Consider the following 23245-nt stretch of genomic DNA (forward strand, 5'->3'; position numbering starts at 1 on the left):
ACACTCCCATGCTGACAGGTATGCCTTCATTATCACATCATGAACAAGAACAGGCCGCCGATCGTATCCGCCAGTTAATGGAAAACGGCATGAGCAGCGGCGAAGCCATTGCGACCGTTGCAGAAGAAATTCGCGAAACGCATAAAGGCGACCGCGTAACCGTCATTTTTGATGACGAAGACGAATAAAACTGACTGACGGTTTGCGTCACTGCTTACGTCATGACAAAGAAAAACCGGACCCTTTTCAGGCGTCCGGTTTTTTTTCGTCTCAGCATTCTGAATCGTCTAGCCTTTAACAACCACCGCAGCGGCCGCTTTTTTCGCCTGTTCCACGGCGTCTTCAACATTGTCTGCAATCGCCAGCGCCACGCCCAGACGACGCTTACCGCTGATTTCCGGCTTGCCGAACAGACGAACCTGATTGTAGCCCGTCAGCGCATTTTCCAGACCGCTGAACGTGACGTTATTGCTGGTCAGTTCCGGCAGAATCACGGCAGATGCAGAAGGGCCGAACTGGCGGATTTTACCCACAGGCAGGCCGAGGAACGCGCGCACATGCAGCGCAAACTCGGACAGATCCTGAGAAATCAGCGTCACCATACCGGTGTCGTGCGGGCGAGGGGAGACTTCGCTGAAAATCACGTCATCGCCGCACACGAACAGCTCAACGCCGAACAGGCCTTTGCCGCCCAGCGCTTTCACCACTTTCTCCGCGATGTCTTTTGCACGCTGCAATGCCAGCTCAGTCATCTGCTGTGGCTGCCAGGATTCGCGGTAATCGCCGTCTTCCTGACGGTGTCCGATTGGCGCGCAGAAATGAATGCCATCAACAGCGCTGATGGTCAGTAAAGTGATTTCGAAATCAAACTTCACCAGTCCTTCAACAATCACGCGTCCGCCGCCTGCACGGCCGCCTTGCTGCGCGTAATCCCATGCGGTCTGCAACTGATCGGCGCTGCGGATCAGGCTCTGGCCTTTACCGGAAGAACTCATGACCGGCTTGATAATGCACGGATAACCGATGGCATCGACGGCCTGACGGAAAGCCGCTTCATTATCAGCGAACTGATACGTCGATGTCGGTAATTCCAGGGTTTCAGCGGCCAGACGGCGAATGCCTTCGCGGTTCATGGTGAGCCGGGTCGCTTCGGCGCAAGGCACCACGTTGTGGCCCTGTTTTTCCAGCTCAACCAGCATGCTGGTTGCGATGGCTTCGATTTCAGGCACGATAAAATCAGGGCGTTCACTTTCGATAACTGCTTTCAACGCGTCGCCGTCAAGCATGTTAATCACATGACTGCGATGAGCGACCTGCATCGCCGGTGCATCGGCGTAGCGGTCAACGGCGATCACTTCCAGGCCAAGACGCTGACATTCGATGGTCACTTCTTTACCCAGCTCGCCAGAGCCTAATAACATGACGCGGGTGGCGCCGGTGCGCAGTGCAGTACCAATGGTTAACATAGCTTCGTACCCAGATCTGTGATGAGTGAAAACAGGAATTTCGGCGCGCAGTATATCTGAAATAAACGGCGACGAAAACGATTGCGCGGCACGTCAGGTAAAATTCTCTGTGCAACAAAAATGTGTTTTACAGGATTTTTTTCAGCCTGTTTTCTGCTGTTTAAGGCAGCCGGTGAGCGTCTCTGTTATCATTTAGCCAAACCATGGCGTCAGGCTTCCTGCCGCTGCCCCGATTTTTGCCTCACATAAAGAGTTATCGCCTTGAGCACGCATTCCTTTTCTGCCCTGACATTGCCCGCTGAGCAACTTTCCAACCTGAATGAACTGGGTTACACCGAAATGACCCCGATTCAGGAAGCCTCTTTGCCTGCTATTCTGCAAGGTCAGGACGTTCGCGCTAAAGCCAAAACCGGCAGCGGTAAAACGGCCGCCTTTGGTATTGGTTTGCTGAACAGCATTACCGTTTCACAGTTTGTTGCTCAGGCGCTGGTGCTGTGTCCGACTCGTGAACTGGCCGATCAGGTCAGTAAAGAGTTACGTCGTCTGGCGCGATTTACCCAGAACATCAAAATTCTGACCCTGTGTGGCGGCCAGGCGATCGGGCCCCAGCTCGAATCCCTGGTCCATCCGCCGCACATTGTGGTGGGTACGCCGGGCCGTATTCAGGAACACCTGCGTAAAGGCACGCTCAAGCTCGACGAGCTGAAAGTGCTGGTGCTGGATGAAGCTGACCGCATGCTGGACATGGGCTTTAGTGAAGATATCGAGGATGTCGTCAGCTATACGCCGCAGGACCGCCAGACGTTGCTGTTCTCCGCGACCTATCCGGACGGCATTGAGCGCATCAGTTCCAAATTCCAGCGTCAGCCGCTGAAGGTTGAAATCGAAGGTGAAGATGACATTGCCGATATTCAGCAAATCTTCATTGAAGCCGGTAAGCAACAGCGTTTATCCCTGCTGGCTGCGGTGCTGTATCAGTATCAGCCAACGTCCTGCGTGGTGTTCTGTAATACCAAGCGTGACTGTCAGGATGTTTGTGATGACCTGAAAGCGAAAGGCATCAGCGCGCTGGCGCTGAATGGCGACCTTGAACAGCGTGATCGCGATCGCGTGCTGGTACGTTTCTCCAACGGCAGTTGCCGTGTGCTGGTAGCGACAGACGTGGCCGCGCGCGGGCTGGACATTAAACAGCTGGGACTGGTGATCAACTACGAGCTGTCTTTCGATCCGGAAGTTCACGTTCACCGCGTGGGGCGTACCGGCCGTGCAGGAACGAGCGGTCTGGCCGTCAGCCTGGTGACGCCGCAGGAAATGCCGCGTGTGACCGCGCTGGAAGATTATACCCGTCAGCGTTTCACCTGGCAGCCTGCTGCTCAGGCGCTGGCCGCAACGCCGGTGGCGCTGGATCCTGAAATGGCGACATTGTGTATTGATGGCGGCCGCAAAGCCAAAATCCGTCCCGGCGACATTCTCGGTGCGCTGACAGGCGATGCAGGACTAACCGCTGCTGAAGTCGGTAAAATCGATATGTTCCCGGTTCACGCCTATGTGGCGATCCGCCAGAAAAGCGCGAAGAAAGCATTGCAGCGTTTGCAGGAAGGGAAAATCAAAGGCAAAAACTGTAAGGCCATCATTTTACGATAAAGGCTTTGCGCTGATAATTTTACGTTAACGGCTTATCTTTGAATCGAACGTCATATTGTTAATGTTGTGTTATTGCCTTGTTGAGGATTATATTATCTAACGCAAGCGATGACCTTGCCATTAGTGGGGCTATTATTTTTAAGGTCCACGGCTCCGGCAAGGTCAACTGGATGAACGACAAAGACTGGGAAGACGAACGATGAAAAAGTTAATCTTGGGCGTTGTGATGGCCGTTGCAGGAATGAGCAGCCTGAGCCAGGTCGCACAGGCTGATGAACCCGAAGTGAGAACGGCAACGGTGACACCGTGCGCCATGGCCACCAAAGATGACGTGGCCGCGCTGGTAAAACGTGATTTCCTGCAAAATCGTATTCCGCGCTGGGATGCGGATAAAAAAGTGCTCGGCACTTCCACGCCGGTCGCGTGGGTGGTGACCGACAGCATCAGCGGCAGTAATGCGAAATGGGATATCCCGCTGAAAGTGCGTGGTGATCACACCGATAAAACCTATCAGGTGACCCTCAACTGTCAGATTGGCGAAATCAGCTACAGCGCGCCGTTATAAGCACCGACTGCGTCCGTTAACTCCTTAGCGGACGCATTATTTCCCCGCATTGACGTCTCTTGGTTTCCCTGTCTAAACCTGTCACTCTTGTCACACCGCAAAGAGGACAAAGAGATCCCGAGATGATGACACCTCCAAAGGCTGAAAAACGCCCGCAAACCCTGAGTATTCACGGTGATGACCGTGTCGATAATTATTACTGGCTGCGTGACGATGACCGCGCCGATCCTCAGGTTCTGGCCTATCTCACGGCTGAAAATGAATTTACTGAACAGGCCATGCAGCCACAGCAGGCATTGCGTGAAACGCTGTACGGCGAAATGGTGGCGCGCATTGCGCAGCAGGATCATTCCGTTCCTTACGTGAAACACGGTTATCGCTATCAGACCCGTTATGAGCCGGGCAACGAATACGCCATCTATCTGCGCCAGCCTGCCTCCGGACAAGAAAACTGGAGTACACTGATTGATGGCAATGAGCGCGCCAAAGACAGTGAGTTTTACACGCTGGGTGGTCTGGATATCAGTCCTGATAATCGACTCATGGCCGTGGCGGAAGATTTTCTTTCCCGCCGTCAGTACGATATCCGTATCAAAAAACTTGATGACGAAACCTGGACAGACGATCTGTTAAAAAACACCTCCGGCAGCAGCGAATGGGCTAACGATTCTCAGACGCTGTATTACGTGCGCAAACACAAGAAAACGTTACTGCCGTATCAGGTTTATCGCCACGTGGTCGGCACGGATCCGAAAACCGACAAGCTGGTGTACGAAGAAAAAGACGACACGTTTTACGTCGGACTGGATAAAACCACGTCTGAAAAATACATTCTGATCCACCTCGACAGCACCACGACTTCCGAGATCCTGCTGCTGGATGCCGATGATCCGCAGGCCAAACCGCAGGTATTTCTTTCACGTCGTAAAGATCATGAATACGCCCTCGATCATTACCTTGGGCATTTCTACATCCGTTCCAATAAAGATGGCAAAAACTTCGGACTTTATAAGAGTGAAGATGGCGTGGAAGCCAACTGGCAGACGCTGATTGCACCGCGCATTGAAGTGATGCTGGAAGGCTTCAGTCTGTTCCGTGACTGGCTGGTGGTGGAAGAACGTCATCAGGGTCTCACGCAGTTGCGTCAGATCCACTGGAAATCCGGTGAGGAAAAATCACTGGCGTTCGACGATCCGACGTATACCACCTGGCTGGCATACAATCCGGAACCGGATACGTCCTTACTGCGTTATGGCTATTCCTCGATGACCATGCCGAGCTCGTTGTTTGAACTGGATCTCGATACGCATGAACGTACCTTGCTTAAACAGCAGGAAGTAAAAGATTTCGATGCAGACAATTATCGCAGCGAACGTGTCTGGGTTACGGCGCGCGATGGTGTGAAAGTGCCGGTGTCGCTGGTGTATCGTCGTGAGTTGTTTAAGCCGAATGAAAATCCGTTGCTGGTGTACGGCTACGGTTCTTATGGCAGCAGCATGGATCCGGCATTCAGCGGCAGTCGCCTGAGCTTGCTGGATCGCGGTTTTGTTTTTGCACTGGCGCATATTCGCGGCGGGGCAGAGCTGGGGCAGCAATGGTACGACGACGGTAAGCTGTTCAATAAACTCAACACTTTCCATGATTTCATCGATGTGACCAAAGAGCTGGTGGCTGAAGGCTACGGCGATGCCGGACAGGTGTATGCGATGGGAGGGAGTGCGGGCGGCTTACTGATGGGCGCAATCATTAATCAGGCGCCGGAGTTGTATCACGGCATCGTGGCGCAGGTTCCGTTCGTTGATGTCGTGACAACTATGCTGGATGAGTCGATTCCGCTGACAACCGGTGAATACGACGAGTGGGGCAATCCGAACGACAAAGCCAGTTATGACTATATGCTGCAATACAGCCCGTACGATCAGGTCCGCGCGCAGGCCTATCCGCATATGCTGGTCACCACCGGTTTACATGATTCGCAGGTGCAATACTGGGAGCCGGCAAAATGGGTGGCGAAATTACGCGAGCTTAAAACCGATGATAACCAGTTGCTGATGCACACCGATATGGATTCCGGGCACGGTGGTAAATCCGGCCGCTTTAAAGCCTATGAAGATATCGCGCTGGAATACGCTTTTGTACTGTCGCTGGCGACGAAAAACTGAGTATCAGGCTTTCCCCTAAATAATTCGAATGGCAGGCAGGCGGCAACTGAGCGAATCCCGATGAGCTGACATGGGTCAGTGATTCGGGTGAGTAAACGCAGCCAACGCACCTGCAATTTGAAGTATGACGGGGACATAAAAAAACCCGCTCTCGGCGGGTTTGATCTACGAAGTACATTGTTAAGCAGAAGCTTTCTTGGCTTTTTTATCAGCCTTTTTTTCGGCCGGTGTTTTCAATGGCTTTTTCTTCGCATTCTTTTTGCTATCCATTCCTTTACTCATAATTGCCTCTCTTAAAGCGGGTGGATTGGGTTGCTCACCTATTTACTGCTTAATTCGGGTCAGTTGCAAGCACCTTCGCGTTTCCCACAATACTTTACAGAGGAGTGATATTTCATCAGCTGGCATGTGATGCAATCAAATTGCGCGATAAGTATGCGAACGGCATACAAAACAACGGTTTTTGGAGATAACCACTTGTTGTAAGTGGGCCAATGCGCTGTTATTAAGATGTAAGCACATTTATCAATACACTGGCCGAATAGAACAGGAAATGTCATGCCAAAATTAAAAGGGTTGTATCCACCGCTGGAAGCCTATGCCAGTGGCATGCTTGATACGGGCGATGGTCACCAGATTTACTGGGAGCGCAGCGGAAACCCGGCGGGCAAACCGGCAGTATTTCTTCATGGCGGGCCTGGCGGCGGCTGTTCATCGGTTCACCGTCAGTTGTTCGATCCTAAAGATTATGACGTCATGCTGTTTGACCAGCGTGGCTGCGGACGCTCTAAACCTCATGCCAGTCTCGACAATAATACAACCTGGCATCTGGTCGATGATATTGAACGTTTGCGCAAAATGGCCGGTGTCGATAAATGGCTGGTATTTGGTGGTTCGTGGGGCTCGACGCTGGCGCTGGCATACGCCCAGACTCACCCTGAGCACGTCAGCGAGATGGTCCTGCGGGGCATTTTCACTCTGCGCAAACAGGAACTGACCTGGTATTACCAGGACGGCGCCTCCCGTTTCTTCCCTGAGAAATGGCAGCGTATTTTGTCGATCCTGTCTGAGGAAGAACGCAAAGACGTAATTGCTTCCTATCGGGCCCGTCTGACCTCCGATGACCGCGCTGTTCAGCTTGAAGCGGCTAAGATCTGGAGTTTGTGGGAAGGGGAGACCGTGACGTTGATGCCAGCGGAAGGAGCGGCATCGTTTGGCGAAGATAATTTCGCGCTGGCTTTTGCCCGCATTGAAAATCACTACTTCACGTATATGGGCTTTTTAGAAACTGATGACCAGTTGCTGAAAAATGTGGAACGCATCCGCCATATTCCGGCAGTGATTGTTCACGGCCGCTACGATATGGCCTGTCAGGTGCAAAACGCCTGGGATCTGGCGCAGGCCTGGCCGGAAGCAGAATTGCACATTATCGAAGGTGCAGGGCATTCTTTTGATGAGCCGGGCATTCTCGATCAGTTAATCCGCACCAACCAGCGTTTCGCCGCCCGGCGCTAACGTTTCCTGCTTTCCCGCTTACTTTTGCTTAGGCTCGTAAGGTAAGCGGGAGAACTTATGTGATTCCCCGCGATAAAACATCACCCGTTCACGAAAATAAGTGCGCAAATGCGCAGGCTGCTCGCGTTCTGCTATCTCCGCGACAACCGGCATGTTGTAGCGTTCTTTGAAAGCCACCGCTGAGGCGGCAAGATCGACGTTAATGCGATCCATTTCGTCTTTGCTGATTTCAGCCAGATTGATACTCATTGCTGCTTCCTGGTGATCCGTTTTGCCTCATTGTACCCGAGGCAGACGCCATCGTGAATGTTGTGATTTTACTTTTACACTATCCCTAAGAAGAGAATTGGCAGGTTAATATTAAGAGTAAATAAGAACCATTCACAAATCTGAAGTGATAATTAACTTCAATAAGAACTCGCTAATTAATATTCTGAATAAGAATGATTCTTTTTAATATCCATCTATATGTTAATGATTATCATTATTGTATATTCATGTAAATAAAATACTTTTATAAATCATTATTTTAAATGTATTTGTTATTTCGTTGAATATTAATGTGAATCGGGTGTTTTTATTTTGTGTTGATGCGGGCATAATGCGGATAAATAATTCAGCCCACCTGCCGTAATTTAAATCCGGAGCCGTACCATGCTTAAAAAAGAAATGATTGATCAGCTTAACGAACAGCTGAACCTCGAGTTTTATTCTGCCAATTTATATTTGCAGATGAGTGCATGGTGCAGCGATAAAGGCTACGAAGGTGCTGCCGCATTCCTGAAACAGCATTCAATGGAAGAAATGGATCACATGCATCGTCTGTTCAAATATGTCAGCGATACAGGTGCTCTGCCACTGCTGGGCGCCATTGCTGCTCCGCCGGTGTCTTTCGAATCGCTGACCGATTTGTTCAAGCAGACTTACGAACACGAACAACTGATCACTCAGAAAATCAACGAACTGGCAGATTTGTCCATGACGCTGAAAGATTATTCTTCCTTCAACTTCCTGCAATGGTACGTTGCAGAGCAGCATGAAGAAGAAACGTTGTTCAAATCTGTTCTGGATAAACTGGCGCTGGTAAGCAATACCGGCAACGGTTTGTTCTTCGTGGATAAAGATCTCAAAAATATGGTGGCCCAAGCTCCGGCTGGTTAATTTTCAGTTGTGTGAGCTTGCAAACAACGCAGAGTGCTTCGGCCTCTGCGTTTTTTATGTTTTTATGACAAACGTTTTAAGCGCGTTTGCGCTAAAGTGTCGGCGTTATAAATTCATCATCAAGCAAGCCAAGGAAATTATCGTGTTCAATAAAACCACTTCTCTTTGCCGTGCCCTGGCAGTCTCAGCCGTTTTGCTGAGCGGATTTATCTCACAGCAGGCTTCTGCTCATGCTCACCTCAAAACGGAAACTCCGGCGGCGGATGCGGTTCTTACAGCCAGTCCGACCGAATTATCGCTGGGTTTCAGTGAAGGTATCGAGCCAAATTTCAGTAAAATTACCCTGAAAGATGCCAGCCAGAAAACGGTGAAAACCGGGAAAATGACCCTGGCTGCGAACGATAATACGCAGGCCGTGCTGCCCCTTACCGATGCGCTTGCCGCCGGGAAATATGTCGTGACGTGGAATGTGGTTTCCGTTGATGGTCATAAAACAAACGGTCAGTACAGTTTCACTGTTAAATAAGCCATGAGCCTTACAGCACTTTTCGTCCTGTGTCGGTTCGTGCATTTTGTGTCATTAATGCAAATCTTCGGACTGAGCGTATTTTGCTCATTGCTGGCGCCTGACGGATTTTCGGCCATTTTACAGCGTAAAAATCAGACGCTGATGGTTTGGTCCGGGCTGCTTGCAGCAGTCACTTCTGTCGGAATGCTGGCTATTCAGGCAGCGCTGATGGGCAATGGCTGGGACGATATCCTCAACATTAACGTGTGGATACTGGTATTAACCACCGCATTTGGCGAAGTCTGGAGCTGGCACTTATTACTGACCGCTGTGCTGTTACTGGTTCTGTTAATGGAGTGGATGCCCGGACGTCATGTCCTGCTGTTTCTGTGCTCGCTGGGTTTACTGATCACTCAGGCTTTGATTGGCCATGCGGCCATGCATCAGGGCTTACTGGGACTGGCACAGCGGACTAACCATGTGGTGCATTTGCTCAGCGCAGCCTACTGGTTCGGGTCTTTACTGCCTTTACTGACCTGCATGTTGTATGCCCGCGAGCCCTCTGCAAGACCCTACGCGATTGTGACGCTTATCCGTTTTTCTGTCTGGGGACATGCCGCGGTCTCGCTGGTGATCATCACCGGTGTCATCAATACCGCCATTGTTTTGCAGCGCTGGCCCACCGATATGACATCGCTTTATCAGTGTCTGCTGGTGGTCAAAGTGATACTGGTCGCGATGATGGCGGCAGTGGCTGTCTATAACCGTTACCGGCTGGTGCCCCTTATGGGTAAAGACCCGCAGAGGGCGCAGAGCCGTTTTATCACCATGACCTGGCTTGAATGGGGGCTGGCGCTTAGCGTTATATTGCTGGTGAGTTGGTTCGCGACACTTGCCCCGCGCTGAAACGGTCATCTGAAGATTACAAAGAATTTAATATCATCGAGGAAAAATCATGAGGAAAACACTGCTAGCCTGCGTGCTGCTTACCTTATCTGCCAGCAGTTTTGCCGCACCGCAACTGGAGACCATCAGCCGCCTGCAATACGGTAAGGACTGGGCCTTCACCCGTGAAGAAGTCATGCTGCAATGCCGTCCTGGCAATGCGCTGTATGTGATTAACGACAGTACGCTGGCGCAATATCCTCTGAATGACGTGGCAAAAGAGCAGGTTAAAAACCATCAGGTTCAGGCGGTGCCCCTGGAGAAAATCTGGCTGGATGACCCGCAGAATCCCGGACAAAAAATGAGTCTGACACCTTTTATCGCCAAAGCTGAATCGCTCTGCTGAAGCGCCGTGCTGCGGGTAAATGGCTGATGTTAATCCCATGTTTTGCGTATGTTGTCACACAATGAAAATAATGCCTCATTGTTATTATCACTATGTTTCAAACTGAGTGGAAATTAGTCATCTGTCGTCTATTCTTTAAGTTGTACGGCTTAACCGCCTGCATTAATGCCAACTTTTAGCGCACGGCTCTCTCCCAAGAGCCATTTCCCTAGACCGAATATAGGAATCGTATTCGGTCTTTTTTTTGACTGTTTTTCAAAACAATCACTTATAGTAAAAACAATAACTTAGGCTGTTTTCACTTACCTTCAATGTTACTCATTTGGATTCTCCATCGCCATTTTATCGCCACTGATTTGAGCCAGCGGATTCAGGTGGATAGCGTCTTCCAGGTGATCCGGGGCAAAGTGCGCGTATCGCATAGTGACCCGGATATCTGAGTGCCCGAGGATGCGCTGCAGCACGATGATGTTGCCACCGGCCATCATAAAGTGACTGGCGAAGGTATGGCGTAGGACGTGCGTCATCTGACCTTCCGGCAGTTCGATGCCGGCCAGCCTGATCACCCGATAAAACTGCTTATAGCAGGGTGAGAAGGGAGTGCCTTTACGGGCGATCAATTCGTCATAGAGAGGGCGGGCGAGGGGAACGGTACGGTTCTTTTTACCTTTGGTATTGATGAAGGTGAGTTTATAGGGAGAAATCTGCGAGCTTTTGATTTTTGCCGCCTCGTTCCAGCGTGCGCCGGTTGAAAGGCAGACTTTAACGATAAGCGTTAATTCGTCATTTCCATGCTGCTCACATGCTGCCATGAGCTGCAGAATTTGTTCCTGAGTCAGCCATGCCATTTCACGTTCCGGCTGGTCGAACTCGCGGATGTTTTCCAGCGGGTTAGGTAACGACCATTCCCCCAGGCGTTTCAGCTCATTGAACACCGCCCGCAGAAAAGCATGTTCACAATTCACCGTACCGGTGGAAACTTTACGGGTTGCCAGGCTGGTACTGTAGCCGTTATCAATTTCACCTCTCAGTCGCTGATCACGATAGTGTGCCCAGTCCTTCGGTGTGATCATGCTGGCTATCGGGTCACCCATTCCCGCGCTGATAATCCTTAGTTTGCCCAGACGTCCCTTTTTATCATTCAGAGAGCAGCCGTGCAGGCTGTACCAGAGTTCGACCAGTTCGCTCAGCTTCCGCCGGTCTTCCTTCTCGCCCAGCCAAGGTTTGTTATTCGCCTGATCCATGGTGTAAGTCTCAAAGGCTAAGGCTTCACCCTTGGAATCAAACTGCCTACGGCATCGCTTACCTTCCCGCCCGTTCGGGTAACACTCACATAACCATTTACCGGTAGACAGCTTTCTCACACTCATCACATCCTCCTTTTTGAGAATATGAATTTTACTGTATATAAAACCAGTGTAAATGTTTGATTTATTCAGTCGTATACATGCATAGTCAGCACATAGACAGTTTGTCTAAGCAAGTAACTTTTGGAATGGGATCAGGAGAAACGGTGAAATTTTGATTTCAGATTGTTAAGATTGCTCTTAACAGTTTGCTCTCACTATAAGGACTTAATGATGAAGTTTGTTCTGGGATTTGCCGCTTTAGTGCTTCCGTTTGCCGCGAGTGCTGCGTTTATTAACCCAATGGAATTCGATGGTTCCGAAGCGCAAAAACAAGAAGTAATAGAATACATCAAGGCGAGGGTGAAGGCCGATTACTGTGATGGTGCCGTTGATATGTGCCAGCCAACAACGCTTCGTATGATGGAAAAGCAAAATCTGACCGCTTTTAAGAATCTGACCAAAGCCAAAAATAAACAAATATTGGATAAGGTGATCGGAGACTATTGCGAAGGTGCTGTTGATATGTGCACTTATGCGACTTTGGATATGATGTACAAACAAAATCTCAAAGCCAGTGGAGAGCAACTCAGCTGGTAAACATTCTTGTAAAAACCCGCTTTCGCGGGTTTATTTTTAATGAATTTGCAGAGATTGTTGGCTGTGCTTATCCGGATGCAACTGCACGGCATGTACCGTTCCAGGTTCAACAATGATGTCCGCAATGGACTCATGCGTTTTGAAGGTACAACTGCAATTAATGTTCTGACACTGGTGATAGCGTTCTTTGGTATTGATGCTCAGATAACGACTTGAACGGGCGTGTGCTGCGTGCTGGCATTTCGGGCAGTGCATCATAATAATCACCATGTAATCATTTTTAATCATATGCGGTCATTGTATGTTATCGCGTTCAGCATACATCCTAAATTACAGTAATTTACACTCTTCAAAATCTTGGTAATTCAAGAGAACTCAATCAAATAAAAGGGGGAGTTATGCTATCCGGATTGAATCACCTCACTCTCGCGGTCAGTCATTTACCGCGGAGTTTTAGTTTCTATGTAGATGTTCTTGGTTTTATGCCTCGGGCTAAATGGGCGGGAGGGGCTTACCTGTCACTTGGTGACCTGTGGTTATGCTTATCCTTAGACACTCCCATTGACCCTAAGACGGATTACACTCATTACGCCTTTACTATCGAATCAGCCGACATGCCGTCATTTCGAGAGAAAATACAGCATGCCGGTGCTATCGAGTGGAAAAGCAATAAGAGCGAAGGGGAGTCAATTTACTTTCTCGATCCGGATGGCCATCAGTTAGAGGTTCATTGTGGTGATCTTGAAAGCCGACTCCGTTCCTGCAAAGAAAGCCCATACGATGAAATGGAATTCTTCTGATGTGAGTGGCTCAGGTTAGCTGTTTTCCGTCGCCTCATAACTCACATCCGACAGCAACACCTCCAAATTCAGCGTCGTCACAAAGCCACTGCCGCCCAGGCTGTGCGTCACCTTGCTGATTATCCAGGGCTGGGCGTCGATCACGGATTTAAATCCGGACACGGCAACCGGCGTTTCAGGGAATAAGTCAGCCCGCCCGCGAGCCAGAGAGATCGAGAACTCCGCGACACCGCGCTGGAGTTTGTCCCACTTTGCCTGGGCTGCCCGCATGGCGGCCTTTTGCGTGGCGTAGATGGTGGTGAGGGCAAACACGTTTTCATCATTGCCCGCCAGATAATCCCCTTCCTTAGCCTCCGGCGTTTTCTGCACCTTCGCGCTGGTCTTCTTTGCCTTCGGATGTTGCAGGGCGCGCAGGTACTGCACTTTAGGTTTCCGCTGTACCTTCACTTTTTTCGGCTTCGGGTCTTTAGTATGCAGCCAGCTTGCCGATACGCCGGTATAGGCTCCACGGTCAGCGATATTAAACGTGTGCCCGTCGCCGTCGCTGCGGATAATCGTCATCTGCGGGATGGGCTTCCCGCTCGCCGTCTTTGCTGCCCCAGGCTTTATAAACAGCAGCCTTCCCGCCTTGATGGCGACAACCGCGCCGTTCAGCTCCGCCAGACGCGTGATAAATTTCGCGTCTGTTTCCTGGGTCTGGTCGATGTGCGATACCGGCACGCCCCTGAAAGGTTCCGCAATCGCGAGCTTGAGGTTGTTGCGCGCCGCCACGGCAGACACCACCGCTTCCAGCGTCGTGTCGTGATAGGAGTTGTCGCGGCGGGAGTTCAGGCTGCCGCGATAGTCCGCACTTCGGGCGCGGATGGTCAGCGTGTCCGGCGTGCCGCGATGCTCCACCTCATCCACGGTAAAGTCGCCTTTGTTCGTCAGTGCCTGACCTTTCCAGCCGAGCGCGATATTAATCACCGCGCCGCGTGGCGGCATGTCCAGCAGGCCGTCGGTGTCGCTCAGCTCAATGTCGAGCTGGTCAGCCTCAAAGCCACGATTATCGGTGAGCGTCAGCGAGATCAGCCGGTTGCTGACGTCCCAGGTGATGTCTTTGCCGCCGACGGTCACCGTGAAGTCCGGCGCAAACAGCGCACCGGCGCCAATGGTCATATCTGTAATCACAGCAGCCCTCCCAGCTGACCGGTTAAACCACCGGCCTGATTGAGCAGCCCGTCGGCCTGGGCTTTCATATCGCCGAACATCGCCGCCAGTGACTCATCCACACGGGTCAGCGTCAGCGTGAATTCAATCCGGCGGGCGGCACCGTTTGAGAAATGTTCCGTGTGGGTTTCGCTGACGCTGTTCACCACGAACATCCCGTATATGGTGCCGCTGCCTTCCAGCAGAGGCCACGCCTTGCCCTCGTCGGCCATCAGGTTGAGTGCCATCAGCGACAATTTTCCGCCGGTGATTTCCGGCATCAGCACGCCGGACAGGGTAATTTTCTCCTCATTCACGCCGAGGAACTGCGGCAGCGGGCGCAGGCCAATGCGGTTATTTGCAGGCCAGCGGTAATCGACGTCCCGCTGCAAACTTTGGTAAGGGACGGTCTGCAACTGAAACACAAACAGCCCGAGCGTTAACATCATGCGGATATCTCCTTAATCATTATCCATGCGGGAACGTTGCTGTGCGGCGCGGGCGCGGTCACGGGCTTCCAGCTCGGCGCGGATCTGGCGGCTGGTATCCTGGACGCCTAAACCGGCACCGGCGGCAATGGTGTAATTGTGGGTGCTGCGGTCGATATAGCTGCGCCCGCCGCCGACGGATACCGGCGTGTAACCGCCGCCCAGCAGACCGCCCGACGGCGGGGTAATCGGGGCGGGATTATCCAGCGGATGCGCTTGCGGATCCCCGTCGCCGGATTGTTTCGAACGCCGGTCAGCCTTGTCCGCCGTTTTATCAATATCTGCGGATTCATCCTTGATGATGCCGAGCTTTTCCAGCAGCCAGTCCACGCCCGAACGCAGTTTATTAAACGCCTGTAACGGCGCGGTCAGCGCGTTGGCGATGGCCTGCCCGAACATCACGCCGGTGTCCTTGCAGTTATTCAGCGTTTCCTGCGTGGATTTGACCGGTTCAATCAGGTCTTTGAACCACTGCCAGACCATTTTTAGTTTGTCGCCCAGCCAGTCAAAAACAGGTTTAAGCGGCGCAAAGAGTTCTTTCACCGGCGCGAACGCAATGCCCAGTCCTTCAATCACGCCCGCAAAGAAAGCGCTGATCGGTTCCCAGTATTTGCGGATAAGCAGCGCACCGGCGACAATCGCCGCCGCGACGGCAACTACAGGCCAGGTCAGTCCGCCAATCGCGGTGATAATTGCGCTGCCGACTGTGCCGAGGATTGTCCAGAGCATACTGGCAGCGGCAACGATCAGATTGATGCCACCGATAACCGGACCCGCCACCAGGCCAAACACGCCGAGCGCGCCGGTAATCAGCAGCGCACCGCCCGCAATTTTGCCGAGCGTCGTCGCCAGGGCTTTATTGTTCACAATCCACTTATCGAGTTTCAGCACGTAGCCGGTGGCGGTCTGTACCAGTTTGCGCAGGGATGAATCCTGCTGATCGAACAGGTCTGTGCCGACGGCCTCATAGGCAGACTGAAATTCCTTAAAGTCGCCGCCGAGGTTGTTCTGCATCACCTCCACCAGCGCCTTGGTTTTTCCGTCCGAGGTCTTGAATGCCTGGGTAAGTTTGTCGAGCTTGCCCGACGTTGCCCCATCCATCAGCACCATCGCCGCCGAACTAGCTTCCTCGCCAAAGACGGCTTTCATGTACTGCGCCCGCTGTGCATCACCAAGCTTATTTTTCTCAAAGCTCTTTTGCATTTCTTTCAGAATGGTAAACAACGGGCGCATGTTGCCTTTCTTGTCCGCCGTTTTCACCTTCAGCTCACCCAGTGCGGCAGCGGCGGTGCCCGTGGGTGCCTGCAGGCGGGTAATGACAGCGCGACTGCCCGTACCCGCCATTGAACCGGTGATTTTGGCATCCGCCAGGGCGGCAGCCATCGCGGCAGTTTCTTCGACGCTGATACCGGCCTGTTTTGCCACCGGCGCGGCATAGGTCATGGTGTCTGACAGCCCGTCAAAGGTGGCGGCAGACTTATTCATTGCTGCAGAAAGCACGTCGCCGATGTGCGCCACAGTGTCATTAGTCATGCCAAACGCAGATTTCACGCCCATCAGCAGGGTGGCGTTTTCCTCCATGGTGCGCTTGTTTGCCAGGGACAAATTCAGGATGGTCGGCGTCGCCGCCAGAATGCCGTCCTTGTCCGCGCCGGATTTGGCGACAATGATTTGCGCGGCGGCGGCATCATCCGCAGAGGCGGCGGTGTTGTCGCCGAGCTGCCGCGCCTGGGTGCGCAGCGCGGTCATATCGGCAGAGTCTTTTTCTAATCCTAACGTCGCCTGTAACTCTGAGTTTTTCAGGGCAAAGTCATATCCGGGCTTGAGCATCCCGGCACCGGCTACCGTGCCCGCCGTCGCGATCCCGACGCCCGCAGCCCCCGCACCCGTCACGCTACCGGCGAATTGTTTACCCGCCTGATACCGGCCTTTCACCGCGTTGAGTTTGGCCTGCTGCGCGCTGACGCGTGCCAGGGATTCACGCTGCCGGTTGAGCTGTGCGGTGGTTTCACTGATGGAGGTTTTCAGGCGGCGCTCAGAGTCAGACAGCGTGCGCGTGCTGATGCCCGCCTGGCTGAGTTCCGTGCGCTGACGCTGCACCGACTGCCGCAGCCCGTTGAACTGGGTCTGCAACTGCGCGGCGGTGCGCTTCGCGGATTCCATCGCCTGCGCCTGGGCGCGGGTCGGGTTGGCGGTGTTTTTGAACTGGATAGCCAGCGCCGCCGCTTCCGCTTTGGCGTCTTTCAGTTTCTGGCTGGTCACGCCCAGCTGCGCGCTGGATTTGCGAAAACCGTCAATCTTTCCGGCCTGGGCGTTCAGGTCTTTGAGCGTGTTCTGTGAATTGCGGATATCTCCGGCCAGCGCCTTACTGGCGTTTTGCACCGCTTTAAACGGGCGGGTCGCCTGGTCAACCGCCTTTAACAACACCTCTAACTTTAAGTTACTCACTGTCGGTGGCTCCGCTGCGCTGCATGGCCTTATGACGCCACACCAGCAGCTCGGTCAGCGTCATCGGGTTCAGTTCTGACGGCGGCCAGTGAAAAATCACCGCAATATCCGCCATCAGGTCATCAACGGTCAGTGCCGCAGGAAGTTTTACTGTTCCGATTTCGGCGATAAAAAACCAATCACCTTGCCCGCCATGGCAATCAGGTCGGGCAGGTGCAGGCTTTTGCAGTCCTGGGTGGTCAGGTTCGGGACGGTAATGCGCGGCAGGATCACGGTCAGCGCGTCAACGTCGGCATTCGCCAGCGCCGCCAGGCCAATCCCGCGCAGGTGTCCGGCGTTCGGCTTGATGATTTCAATCTGCGTGATCAGGGTGTCGCCACGCTTGATCGGTTCTTCCAGGATAACGATGTTTTCATTCTGTTCTGACATAGCGGTGTCTCTTATTCAAAGGTGAGGTTTTGCGCCGGAGTCCGGCGCGGGTTAAGGGTTACAGGCCGATGTTTTTGCGGTGTTCCGCCACACGGTCAACGCCGCCGACGATTTCCACCATGTTCACGGTATCGACTTCAATCACGTCTTTGCCGTCAATCGTGAGTTTGAAATAGGTGCATTGGGTGGTGATTTTGGTTTCTGTGTTCTCACCCTGTTTGTACTCGCCGAAATCCATTTCTTTATGGCGTCCGCGCAGGGTGACCTCCACGGCGGAGGTGTCGCCGGTGTCGTCACGCTGGAAGGAACCGGCAAAGCGCAGCGGCACGGCATCCACCGCGCCCCACTGTTTCAGCACCAGTTCATCCAGCCCGCCCACCGTCCACTCAAAGGTCAGCGCGTCGTCGTCCAGGCCGAAATCAATGGAGGCCGAACCGGTCATGCCGCCGCCGCGATAGTTCTCAAGCTTGCGGGTGAGTTTCGGCAGCGTCAGCGCGCTGACCATGCCGAGGTAGCTGTTCCCGTCGTTAAACAGGTTCAGGTATTTCAGTTTCTTAGGCAGTGCCATGTTTTAGCGCCTCTTAGCTGTTAACGGAGGTGGCGAACGTCGCCAGGTACTGATCGGTAATGCGCTGACGCAGGGTTAAATCTTCCAGCGGCGGCACCGGCGTATAGTCGTAATCAATAAACAGCTTGCCTGCTTTCAGGGTGTCGACGGTGTTGGCTTCGGGGTCGTACCAGCAGGAACCATCAATGATCAGACCGGCAGATTTCATTTCGCGCAGCTTGGCGTTAATGCCCGCAATCATGTCTTTGATAAGCGTCGGGGTCATTGGCCTGTCCATCGCCCACAGGTGCGCTTCTGCCATGGTGTCCGCCAGCACCTGCGCGGTGCGGGTATAGTTCTCAAACAGGAACAGCGGATCGTCAGAGCAGGTGCGCTGCCCCCAAAACTTAAAGCCGTCTTTGCGGATAAGCGTGGTCACGCACGCCTGATTCAGCAGGTCGGCATCGGTGCCGGTGGTCTGCAAATCCCAGTACACGCTGGCAGACAGGCCGGTGACACCGTTGATACCGACGTTAGAAAGCGTTTTATGCCAGCCGGTTTCTGCGTCGATTTTGGCACGCAGGCCGAGCGCGTAAGCCGTCGCGGGCGCGATATCGCTGGCATTGGTGGTGCTGTTCCAGGACACGAAATCAGGCCAGACAACCATCAGCTCACGCTGGCTGAAATTGTCGCGGTACTTGATGGCATCGGACACGGTTTTGCAGCCGTATGCACTGACGTAGCCAAATGCGCGCAGCTGCTGACAGACGGCGGCGAGCGCCGTGGCGACCTCCTGATTATCAAGCCCTGGTACGCCGAGAATGCGCGGCTTTACGCCGAGTTCAGTTTGCGCAGACAGCAGGGCTTTCATGCCGGTATACATGCCGGTTTCATCTGACCCGCCGATGATGTTGGAGGTGGTTTCCGCGTCGGTTTCGCCCTCTGCGACGCGGACAACGACGACAACCGGTTTAGCCTGGTTGGCGATTGCCATCAGGGAGGCGCGGAGCGTGCCGGTTTTACCGGCCTTGCCTGCGGCGGTCAGTACGTTGGTGATAAGCACCGGCGTATCGAGCGGGAACGCGTCGGCGTCCGCATCTTCTGCGGTGCAGACCATCCCGATGATGGCGGTGGAAACGGTGGAAATAACGCGGGTGCCGTCATTGATTTCAACAACGCGCACACCGTGATGATAATCAGCCATGGTGTTTTTCCTGTGATTGGGGTGACGTCAATCATCGCGTGTTGTGTACGCGCAGGCACGGCAGGATCGGAGTGTGGGAAATGGCACAACGTGGCCGTCTCCCCGCCGATAACAGGGAGACGGCTGAGGTAATAAACCTTCAGAACATGTCAGGCGAAGACATCAATCTTTGTCAGTTTTGGGGTCACGGATATTTTTTTATCCGTTTCCCCCGAGCTATATGTTTTTTTATCACCCCCTTCTTCCATTTGTTTTTGCAGTAACTGCGCAAGTTGTTGATAAAGTGCCTCTAATTGCTCTTTCAGCAGTGCTTGCTCTTCTTTTGAAAGGCCTCCCTCTGCAATACGCTCGAGAACAGTTGAAATTTTCTCTTGAATATCATGTATCTGTGCCGAGATGTCCTTTTTAGAATGTGACTTACCAACTTCATTGTCTGTACTTATCGGATTGCCACGCATGCCTGTATCTATAACCATTTAATCCCTCCTTTTATGAGTTAACTCCTCATAATTAATCGGAGCATGATTAAAAAGGATAAGCAGGCCAGGCAATATCCGGCGCTGCTGATAAATCCAGCCGGTTCAGGGCAATGCGGTATTTTTTCCAGGCGGTCAGGCTTGCCCGTTCCGCCTCCGTCGCGTCGTCAATATCGACGGCATCCTGTAAAGGCGCGATAGCCGCGTTTGCCTTTGCCATCAGGGCTGACAGCGTGGCGGTGGCTTCGGCTTTCAGTTCCGCAACTGACGGGGCGGGGATATCTGCCCAGGCGGGCAGCCCGTCGGTGCCCGCAACCCGCACTTTCCCTTCCGGCGGGGGAAGGGTTTGGTATTCACGGTAAACGACATCACTTACCGCAATGCCATCATCAGGCCAGCTTCCCGCATCGTCGTACACTTCCCGCAGTTCACGCGGATAAAAGCCGTTAGTGAGCGGGCTGTATACATAAAGACTTGACGTGATTGCGCTGTAATAGTTGCTCATTTTATCCCCTTACCAGCCAGTGGCTTCCCAGTAACTGCCGCCGCTGTCCTGGCCGCAGGTGAAACCGATGTTATTAATAATCTGTGCCGTACCAAAGTTGTCGTTGAACGTCCCGCCGCCGCCATTGATCGCCGTTACCTGAACGTTGACGCAGGTATTCGGGAAAGGAATGGGAAAATTCACCGTAGACCATCCGCGACTCCCTTTATTGACGACGCCCCACTGCTTAATCATGCCGGTGTCACCGCATCGCCACCAGCCCCCGCCGAGGTTGGCGGTATTGGTATTGACCGGCTGCCGGTTGTTGGGGCTGTAAACCCGCTGCCCCCTCTCAAAAACGCCACCGGTATCAGTATTGATGTTGCCCTGAGCATTTAAGTCACCGACACCGGAAAATCTGACGTATCCCGTTTGCTGAGTGTTATTGACGTTGACCGTCCGGAATGTAAATCCACCAGAACCGCCCCCCTTATTATTGATAAAGACGGATTCGCCCTGGCTGCCACTTTCATTCCACCCGATATGCGTTCCCTGACCCGAACCTGGATTCGGGGGATTCGTCGCACGCAGGACTGAACCATACACCGCGCCAGGACAGCTAAAACTCCCGTCCATTGGATCGAACAACCAGGATGCAGAAAGCCCACTATCACCAATTGCATGAATAACGGCGGTCGCAAATTTCTGCCCGCCGCTGGTGAGCGCCCCAAAACTGATGGCAGTGCCATAGCCATAACTCGTGGTTTGAATCACCCCTTTAACAATCGGCGCATATGAGCTGACATCCCGTGGTGCCTTATATCCGTAGGGAACGATGAACGGGGCATTCGGTTGGGCATACTGATTAGCAAACCCTCCCACACCCTCCCACACATCTGGCTTGATGCTGTAGTGAGTCGCGTTGTTCAGATACCCCACGTTGCCACCAGCGGCAGGGACGGCATTTACATCAGCGGCAGCGAGGTTGATATCTTTGGTGCCATCAAACGCCACACCGGAAATCTTGCGTGCGGTGGCGAGTTTCGTCGCCGCGACGGCTGTGCCATTGCTAGGCAGTCCGCCCAGGTTTTTTAATGCGTCTGTGGCAGTTTTCGCACCGGTGCCACCACTGGAAACAGGCAGCGCCGTGTTTAATGTCAGCCCACCCACCACCGTCATGGCACTGGCAAAAGTGGCATCTTTAACGACCTTCATGGTGTCATTGATGGTCAGTGGCGAATCAATGGAAACCGCCGACGTGTAGATGTTGGCCGTATCCCTGTTATATCCCAGATACAACGTCCCGCCGGTGCCTGAACCTGCATCCTTCAGACTGGCTGACAAGGTGACATTGCCGTTGTTATGGTCGCGCAGAATGACGGCATCGTTACGCCCGCGGATCACTGAATTCGCATTCGTTGAGGAAAGGGTAATACCTGACTCAGGCCGTAAAACGCCGTTTGCGATTTGTACGCTGTCAGTTTGTCCGTCGCAGACGATACGGGCTTTAATGGTGCCGGTTTCATCCCTGGCATCCATACGCATCACGCCTTCACCAGCGGGATAAATGGCAGCGGACAGGCCACCCAGCGCACGCCCAGCGTGCGGATCTGTATCGGTCAGCGTATTCGGCAAACGGAAATACATATTCCCCATTGAGGTCAGCGCAGAGGGAAGATTTGCGGCGGATATCTTGCCGACGCGGCTGGTGAAGGACATGTAAGCTTCATAGTCATTCGGTCTCATGATACCGACGCGATAATTAGCCTGGATCGAACTGGCGACCTCCAGGTTAGCCGCCATTTTAACGCTGGACGCAATGTCGGTAAGTTTGCTGAGGCCGGTAATATCCGCGTTCTCACCCGATCGGGCGACGCCCAGCCGCGTCAAATCCGTCAGCGTCATGCTGCCGCTGTCCAGAATCTTCCGCCAGCCGAACGGATAACCGCTGTCGCTGAGGAACCATTTCCAGCCGCCCGCTGCGGTGTATGAACCGATGCGCTCAAAAATCTGTCCGTCGTTATTAATCAGGCGCTGATAGGCCGCCGCACCCGCCGCCCAGTAGCGCCGCCAGTTGTGCAACTGACCGGCAACGACGTAGGTCGCACCCAGAGGATGATCTTCAAACGTGGCAGAAATACTGACGGGATTAGTGACGTCAATAATGGACGGGTCATCCAAACGCTTAACCTTGGTCGTGTCCGTTGCCAGCATCAGATTGCTCATTGCCCCGACGTCCGCCGCCGCCAAAGTGATATCAGCACTCAGCGCCTTATTATTGACCTTGCGGGTGGAAGGGACGCGGGTGTTGGCATTGTCGTTGGCGGTCTTCACCGCCTTTGGCGTCGCCGCCAGCGTTTCGCTGGTACTGCTGACCGAGCTGTTAAGCTGCACAAAACCTTTTGCTGTCAGCGTACCGTCGGGATGGTTACGGGATTTTTCATGCGCCGCCAGCAGGTCATTCACATACTGCTCCGTTGCCATAATCACCGAGTCGTCGATCAGCAGGCTGATCGCTTCGGTGTTGCTGACGGCAATCACCATGCGCAACGTCTGCGTGCGGCCTGAACCTTCCGCCAAAGTTGGCTTGTACGTGTCCGCCATGTTGCAGACGGCAATCAGCGCGCCGTCGTCAGCAAACAGCCCCATTTCACGCATCCAGAAGCCGCCGACGCTGGCAGAAATCACCGCCTCAGCAATCACCCAGTTACCATGAGTCGGATCCAGTTTTAAGGAATTGAGCGGCGTGCGGTACACCTCTTTAACCAGTTTGGTCTGCGTGGCGACGGGCGTGGTCGCCTTGCCGTTACCATCACCGACGGCAAGCTGCGTAATATTGATGTCAGTCCCCGCTGCAATGGCTGCCGCAATGCGCGACTGCCCGAGCGTGGTGACAACGGATTTAAATGTGCTCATAACGTCC

The 23245-nt window shown here is 53.2% G+C and carries 25 protein-coding genes; 11 read left to right on the top strand and 14 right to left on the bottom strand.

Annotated elements, in window-relative coordinates; genetic code table 11:
• The first annotated feature begins 8 nt into the window (after window positions 1–8).
• On the top strand, window positions 9–188 hold the full coding sequence (locus CKQ54_RS11225) for a YoaH family protein (protein WP_112291045.1): 180 nt from the start codon (window positions 9–11) through the stop codon (window positions 186–188).
• Window positions 189–287: 99 nt separating this feature from the next.
• Here the strand turns inward: CKQ54_RS11225 and purT are convergent, their stop codons facing one another.
• Window positions 288–1466, bottom strand: coding sequence for a formate-dependent phosphoribosylglycinamide formyltransferase (gene purT, locus CKQ54_RS11230; RefSeq protein ID WP_120160695.1), 1179 nt, complete (start codon window positions 1464–1466; stop codon window positions 288–290).
• Window positions 1467–1727: 261 nt separating this feature from the next.
• Here purT and dbpA point away from each other — a divergent pair, with 261 nt between their 5' ends.
• The 4 genes from dbpA (at window position 1728) to pip (ending at window position 7352) form a co-directional block, all read left to right on the top strand.
• Window positions 1728–3110: an ATP-dependent RNA helicase DbpA gene (dbpA, locus tag CKQ54_RS11235; RefSeq protein WP_120160697.1), complete on the top strand. Its 1383-nt coding sequence runs from the start codon at window positions 1728–1730 to the stop codon at window positions 3108–3110.
• 199 nt (window positions 3111–3309) lie between these two features.
• A complete protein-coding gene (gene yebF, locus CKQ54_RS11240; RefSeq protein ID WP_120160698.1) occupies window positions 3310–3675 on the top strand; it encodes a protein YebF in 366 nt (121 codons plus the stop codon).
• Between the two features lie 122 nt (window positions 3676–3797).
• Window positions 3798–5837 carry a S9 family peptidase gene (locus CKQ54_RS11245; RefSeq protein ID WP_120160700.1) on the top strand — a complete coding sequence of 680 codons (2040 nt, stop codon included), beginning with the start codon at window positions 3798–3800 and terminating at the stop codon, window positions 5835–5837.
• A 558-nt stretch (window positions 5838–6395) separates the two neighbouring features.
• The gene (gene pip / locus CKQ54_RS11255; protein ID WP_112291035.1) at window positions 6396–7352 is read left to right on the top strand and encodes a prolyl aminopeptidase; all 957 of its coding nucleotides are present in this window, start codon (window positions 6396–6398) and stop codon (window positions 7350–7352) included.
• Window positions 7353–7370: 18 nt separating this feature from the next.
• Here pip and CKQ54_RS11260 read toward each other — a convergent pair whose 3' ends face one another.
• Entirely contained in the window at window positions 7371–7601 is a 231-nt protein-coding gene (locus CKQ54_RS11260) for a DNA polymerase III subunit theta (protein WP_112291033.1), read from the bottom strand.
• Between the two features lie 405 nt (window positions 7602–8006).
• Between CKQ54_RS11260 and ftnA the strand changes: the two genes are divergently transcribed.
• From ftnA to CKQ54_RS11280, 4 genes are all read left to right on the top strand, one after another.
• A complete protein-coding gene (ftnA, locus tag CKQ54_RS11265) occupies window positions 8007–8513 on the top strand; it encodes a non-heme ferritin (protein ID WP_095921401.1) in 507 nt (168 codons plus the stop codon).
• A gap of 139 nt (window positions 8514–8652) precedes the next feature.
• Window positions 8653–9039 carry a copper homeostasis periplasmic binding protein CopC gene (gene copC, locus CKQ54_RS11270; protein ID WP_374756897.1) on the top strand — a complete coding sequence of 129 codons (387 nt, stop codon included), beginning with the start codon at window positions 8653–8655 and terminating at the stop codon, window positions 9037–9039.
• A 3-nt stretch (window positions 9040–9042) separates the two neighbouring features.
• A complete protein-coding gene (gene copD / locus CKQ54_RS11275; protein WP_120160706.1) occupies window positions 9043–9927 on the top strand; it encodes a copper homeostasis membrane protein CopD in 885 nt (294 codons plus the stop codon).
• 46 nt (window positions 9928–9973) lie between these two features.
• Window positions 9974–10312: a YebY family protein gene (locus CKQ54_RS11280; protein ID WP_244220258.1), complete on the top strand. Its 339-nt coding sequence runs from the start codon at window positions 9974–9976 to the stop codon at window positions 10310–10312.
• Between the two features lie 314 nt (window positions 10313–10626).
• Here CKQ54_RS11280 and CKQ54_RS11285 read toward each other — a convergent pair whose 3' ends face one another.
• Window positions 10627–11682, bottom strand: coding sequence for a phage integrase (locus CKQ54_RS11285; RefSeq protein ID WP_120160710.1), 1056 nt, complete (start codon window positions 11680–11682; stop codon window positions 10627–10629).
• 207 nt (window positions 11683–11889) lie between these two features.
• On the opposite strand from CKQ54_RS11285, the gene CKQ54_RS11290 reads away from it, so the two are divergent.
• The gene (locus tag CKQ54_RS11290; RefSeq protein ID WP_244220195.1) at window positions 11890–12258 is read left to right on the top strand and encodes a hypothetical protein; all 369 of its coding nucleotides are present in this window, start codon (window positions 11890–11892) and stop codon (window positions 12256–12258) included.
• A 36-nt stretch (window positions 12259–12294) separates the two neighbouring features.
• On the opposite strand, the gene CKQ54_RS11295 is transcribed toward CKQ54_RS11290, so the two are convergent.
• Window positions 12295–12516 (bottom strand): DNA-binding transcriptional regulator, encoded by a 222-nt coding sequence (locus CKQ54_RS11295; protein ID WP_072071578.1) that lies wholly within the window; start codon window positions 12514–12516, stop codon window positions 12295–12297.
• Window positions 12517–12656: 140 nt separating this feature from the next.
• Between CKQ54_RS11295 and CKQ54_RS11300 the strand changes: the two genes are divergently transcribed.
• A complete protein-coding gene (locus tag CKQ54_RS11300; protein WP_120160713.1) occupies window positions 12657–13058 on the top strand; it encodes a fosfomycin resistance glutathione transferase in 402 nt (133 codons plus the stop codon).
• A 15-nt stretch (window positions 13059–13073) separates the two neighbouring features.
• Here CKQ54_RS11300 and CKQ54_RS11305 read toward each other — a convergent pair whose 3' ends face one another.
• The 10 genes from CKQ54_RS11305 to CKQ54_RS25770 all read right to left on the bottom strand — a co-directional run bounded on the left by CKQ54_RS11305 (window position 13074) and on the right by CKQ54_RS25770 (window position 23238).
• Window positions 13074–14228, bottom strand: a complete 1155-nt coding sequence (locus CKQ54_RS11305) for a phage late control D family protein (protein WP_120160715.1) — start codon at window positions 14226–14228, stop codon at window positions 13074–13076.
• A complete protein-coding gene (locus CKQ54_RS11310) occupies window positions 14225–14695 on the bottom strand; it encodes a phage tail protein (RefSeq protein ID WP_120160717.1) in 471 nt (156 codons plus the stop codon). Before CKQ54_RS11310 ends, CKQ54_RS11305 begins: the two co-directional genes overlap by 4 nt.
• Window positions 14696–14707: 12 nt before the next feature.
• Window positions 14708–17182, bottom strand: coding sequence for a phage tail tape measure protein (locus CKQ54_RS11315; RefSeq protein ID WP_120349674.1), 2475 nt, complete (start codon window positions 17180–17182; stop codon window positions 14708–14710).
• A complete protein-coding gene (locus CKQ54_RS11320; RefSeq protein ID WP_113876560.1) occupies window positions 17175–17297 on the bottom strand; it encodes a GpE family phage tail protein in 123 nt (40 codons plus the stop codon). The genes CKQ54_RS11315 and CKQ54_RS11320 overlap by 8 nt, the downstream gene beginning before the upstream one ends.
• A gap of 32 nt (window positions 17298–17329) precedes the next feature.
• A complete protein-coding gene (locus CKQ54_RS11325; protein ID WP_120349675.1) occupies window positions 17330–17611 on the bottom strand; it encodes a phage tail assembly protein in 282 nt (93 codons plus the stop codon).
• A 58-nt stretch (window positions 17612–17669) separates the two neighbouring features.
• Window positions 17670–18179 carry a phage major tail tube protein gene (locus tag CKQ54_RS11330; protein ID WP_120161716.1) on the bottom strand — a complete coding sequence of 170 codons (510 nt, stop codon included), beginning with the start codon at window positions 18177–18179 and terminating at the stop codon, window positions 17670–17672.
• Between the two features lie 13 nt (window positions 18180–18192).
• Window positions 18193–19362 (bottom strand): phage tail sheath protein, encoded by a 1170-nt coding sequence (locus CKQ54_RS11335; protein WP_120161717.1) that lies wholly within the window; start codon window positions 19360–19362, stop codon window positions 18193–18195.
• A 149-nt stretch (window positions 19363–19511) separates the two neighbouring features.
• Window positions 19512–19838 carry a hypothetical protein gene (locus tag CKQ54_RS11340; protein ID WP_120161718.1) on the bottom strand — a complete coding sequence of 109 codons (327 nt, stop codon included), beginning with the start codon at window positions 19836–19838 and terminating at the stop codon, window positions 19512–19514.
• A 49-nt stretch (window positions 19839–19887) separates the two neighbouring features.
• A complete protein-coding gene (locus CKQ54_RS11345; RefSeq protein WP_120161719.1) occupies window positions 19888–20343 on the bottom strand; it encodes a tail fiber assembly protein in 456 nt (151 codons plus the stop codon).
• A 9-nt stretch (window positions 20344–20352) separates the two neighbouring features.
• Window positions 20353–23238, bottom strand: a complete 2886-nt coding sequence (locus CKQ54_RS25770) for a phage tail-collar fiber domain-containing protein (protein ID WP_244220196.1) — start codon at window positions 23236–23238, stop codon at window positions 20353–20355.
• Between the last annotated feature and the right edge of the window lie 7 nt (window positions 23239–23245).

The organism is Rahnella variigena, assembly GCF_003610915.1.
Lineage (GTDB): Bacteria > Pseudomonadota > Gammaproteobacteria > Enterobacterales > Enterobacteriaceae > Rahnella > Rahnella variigena.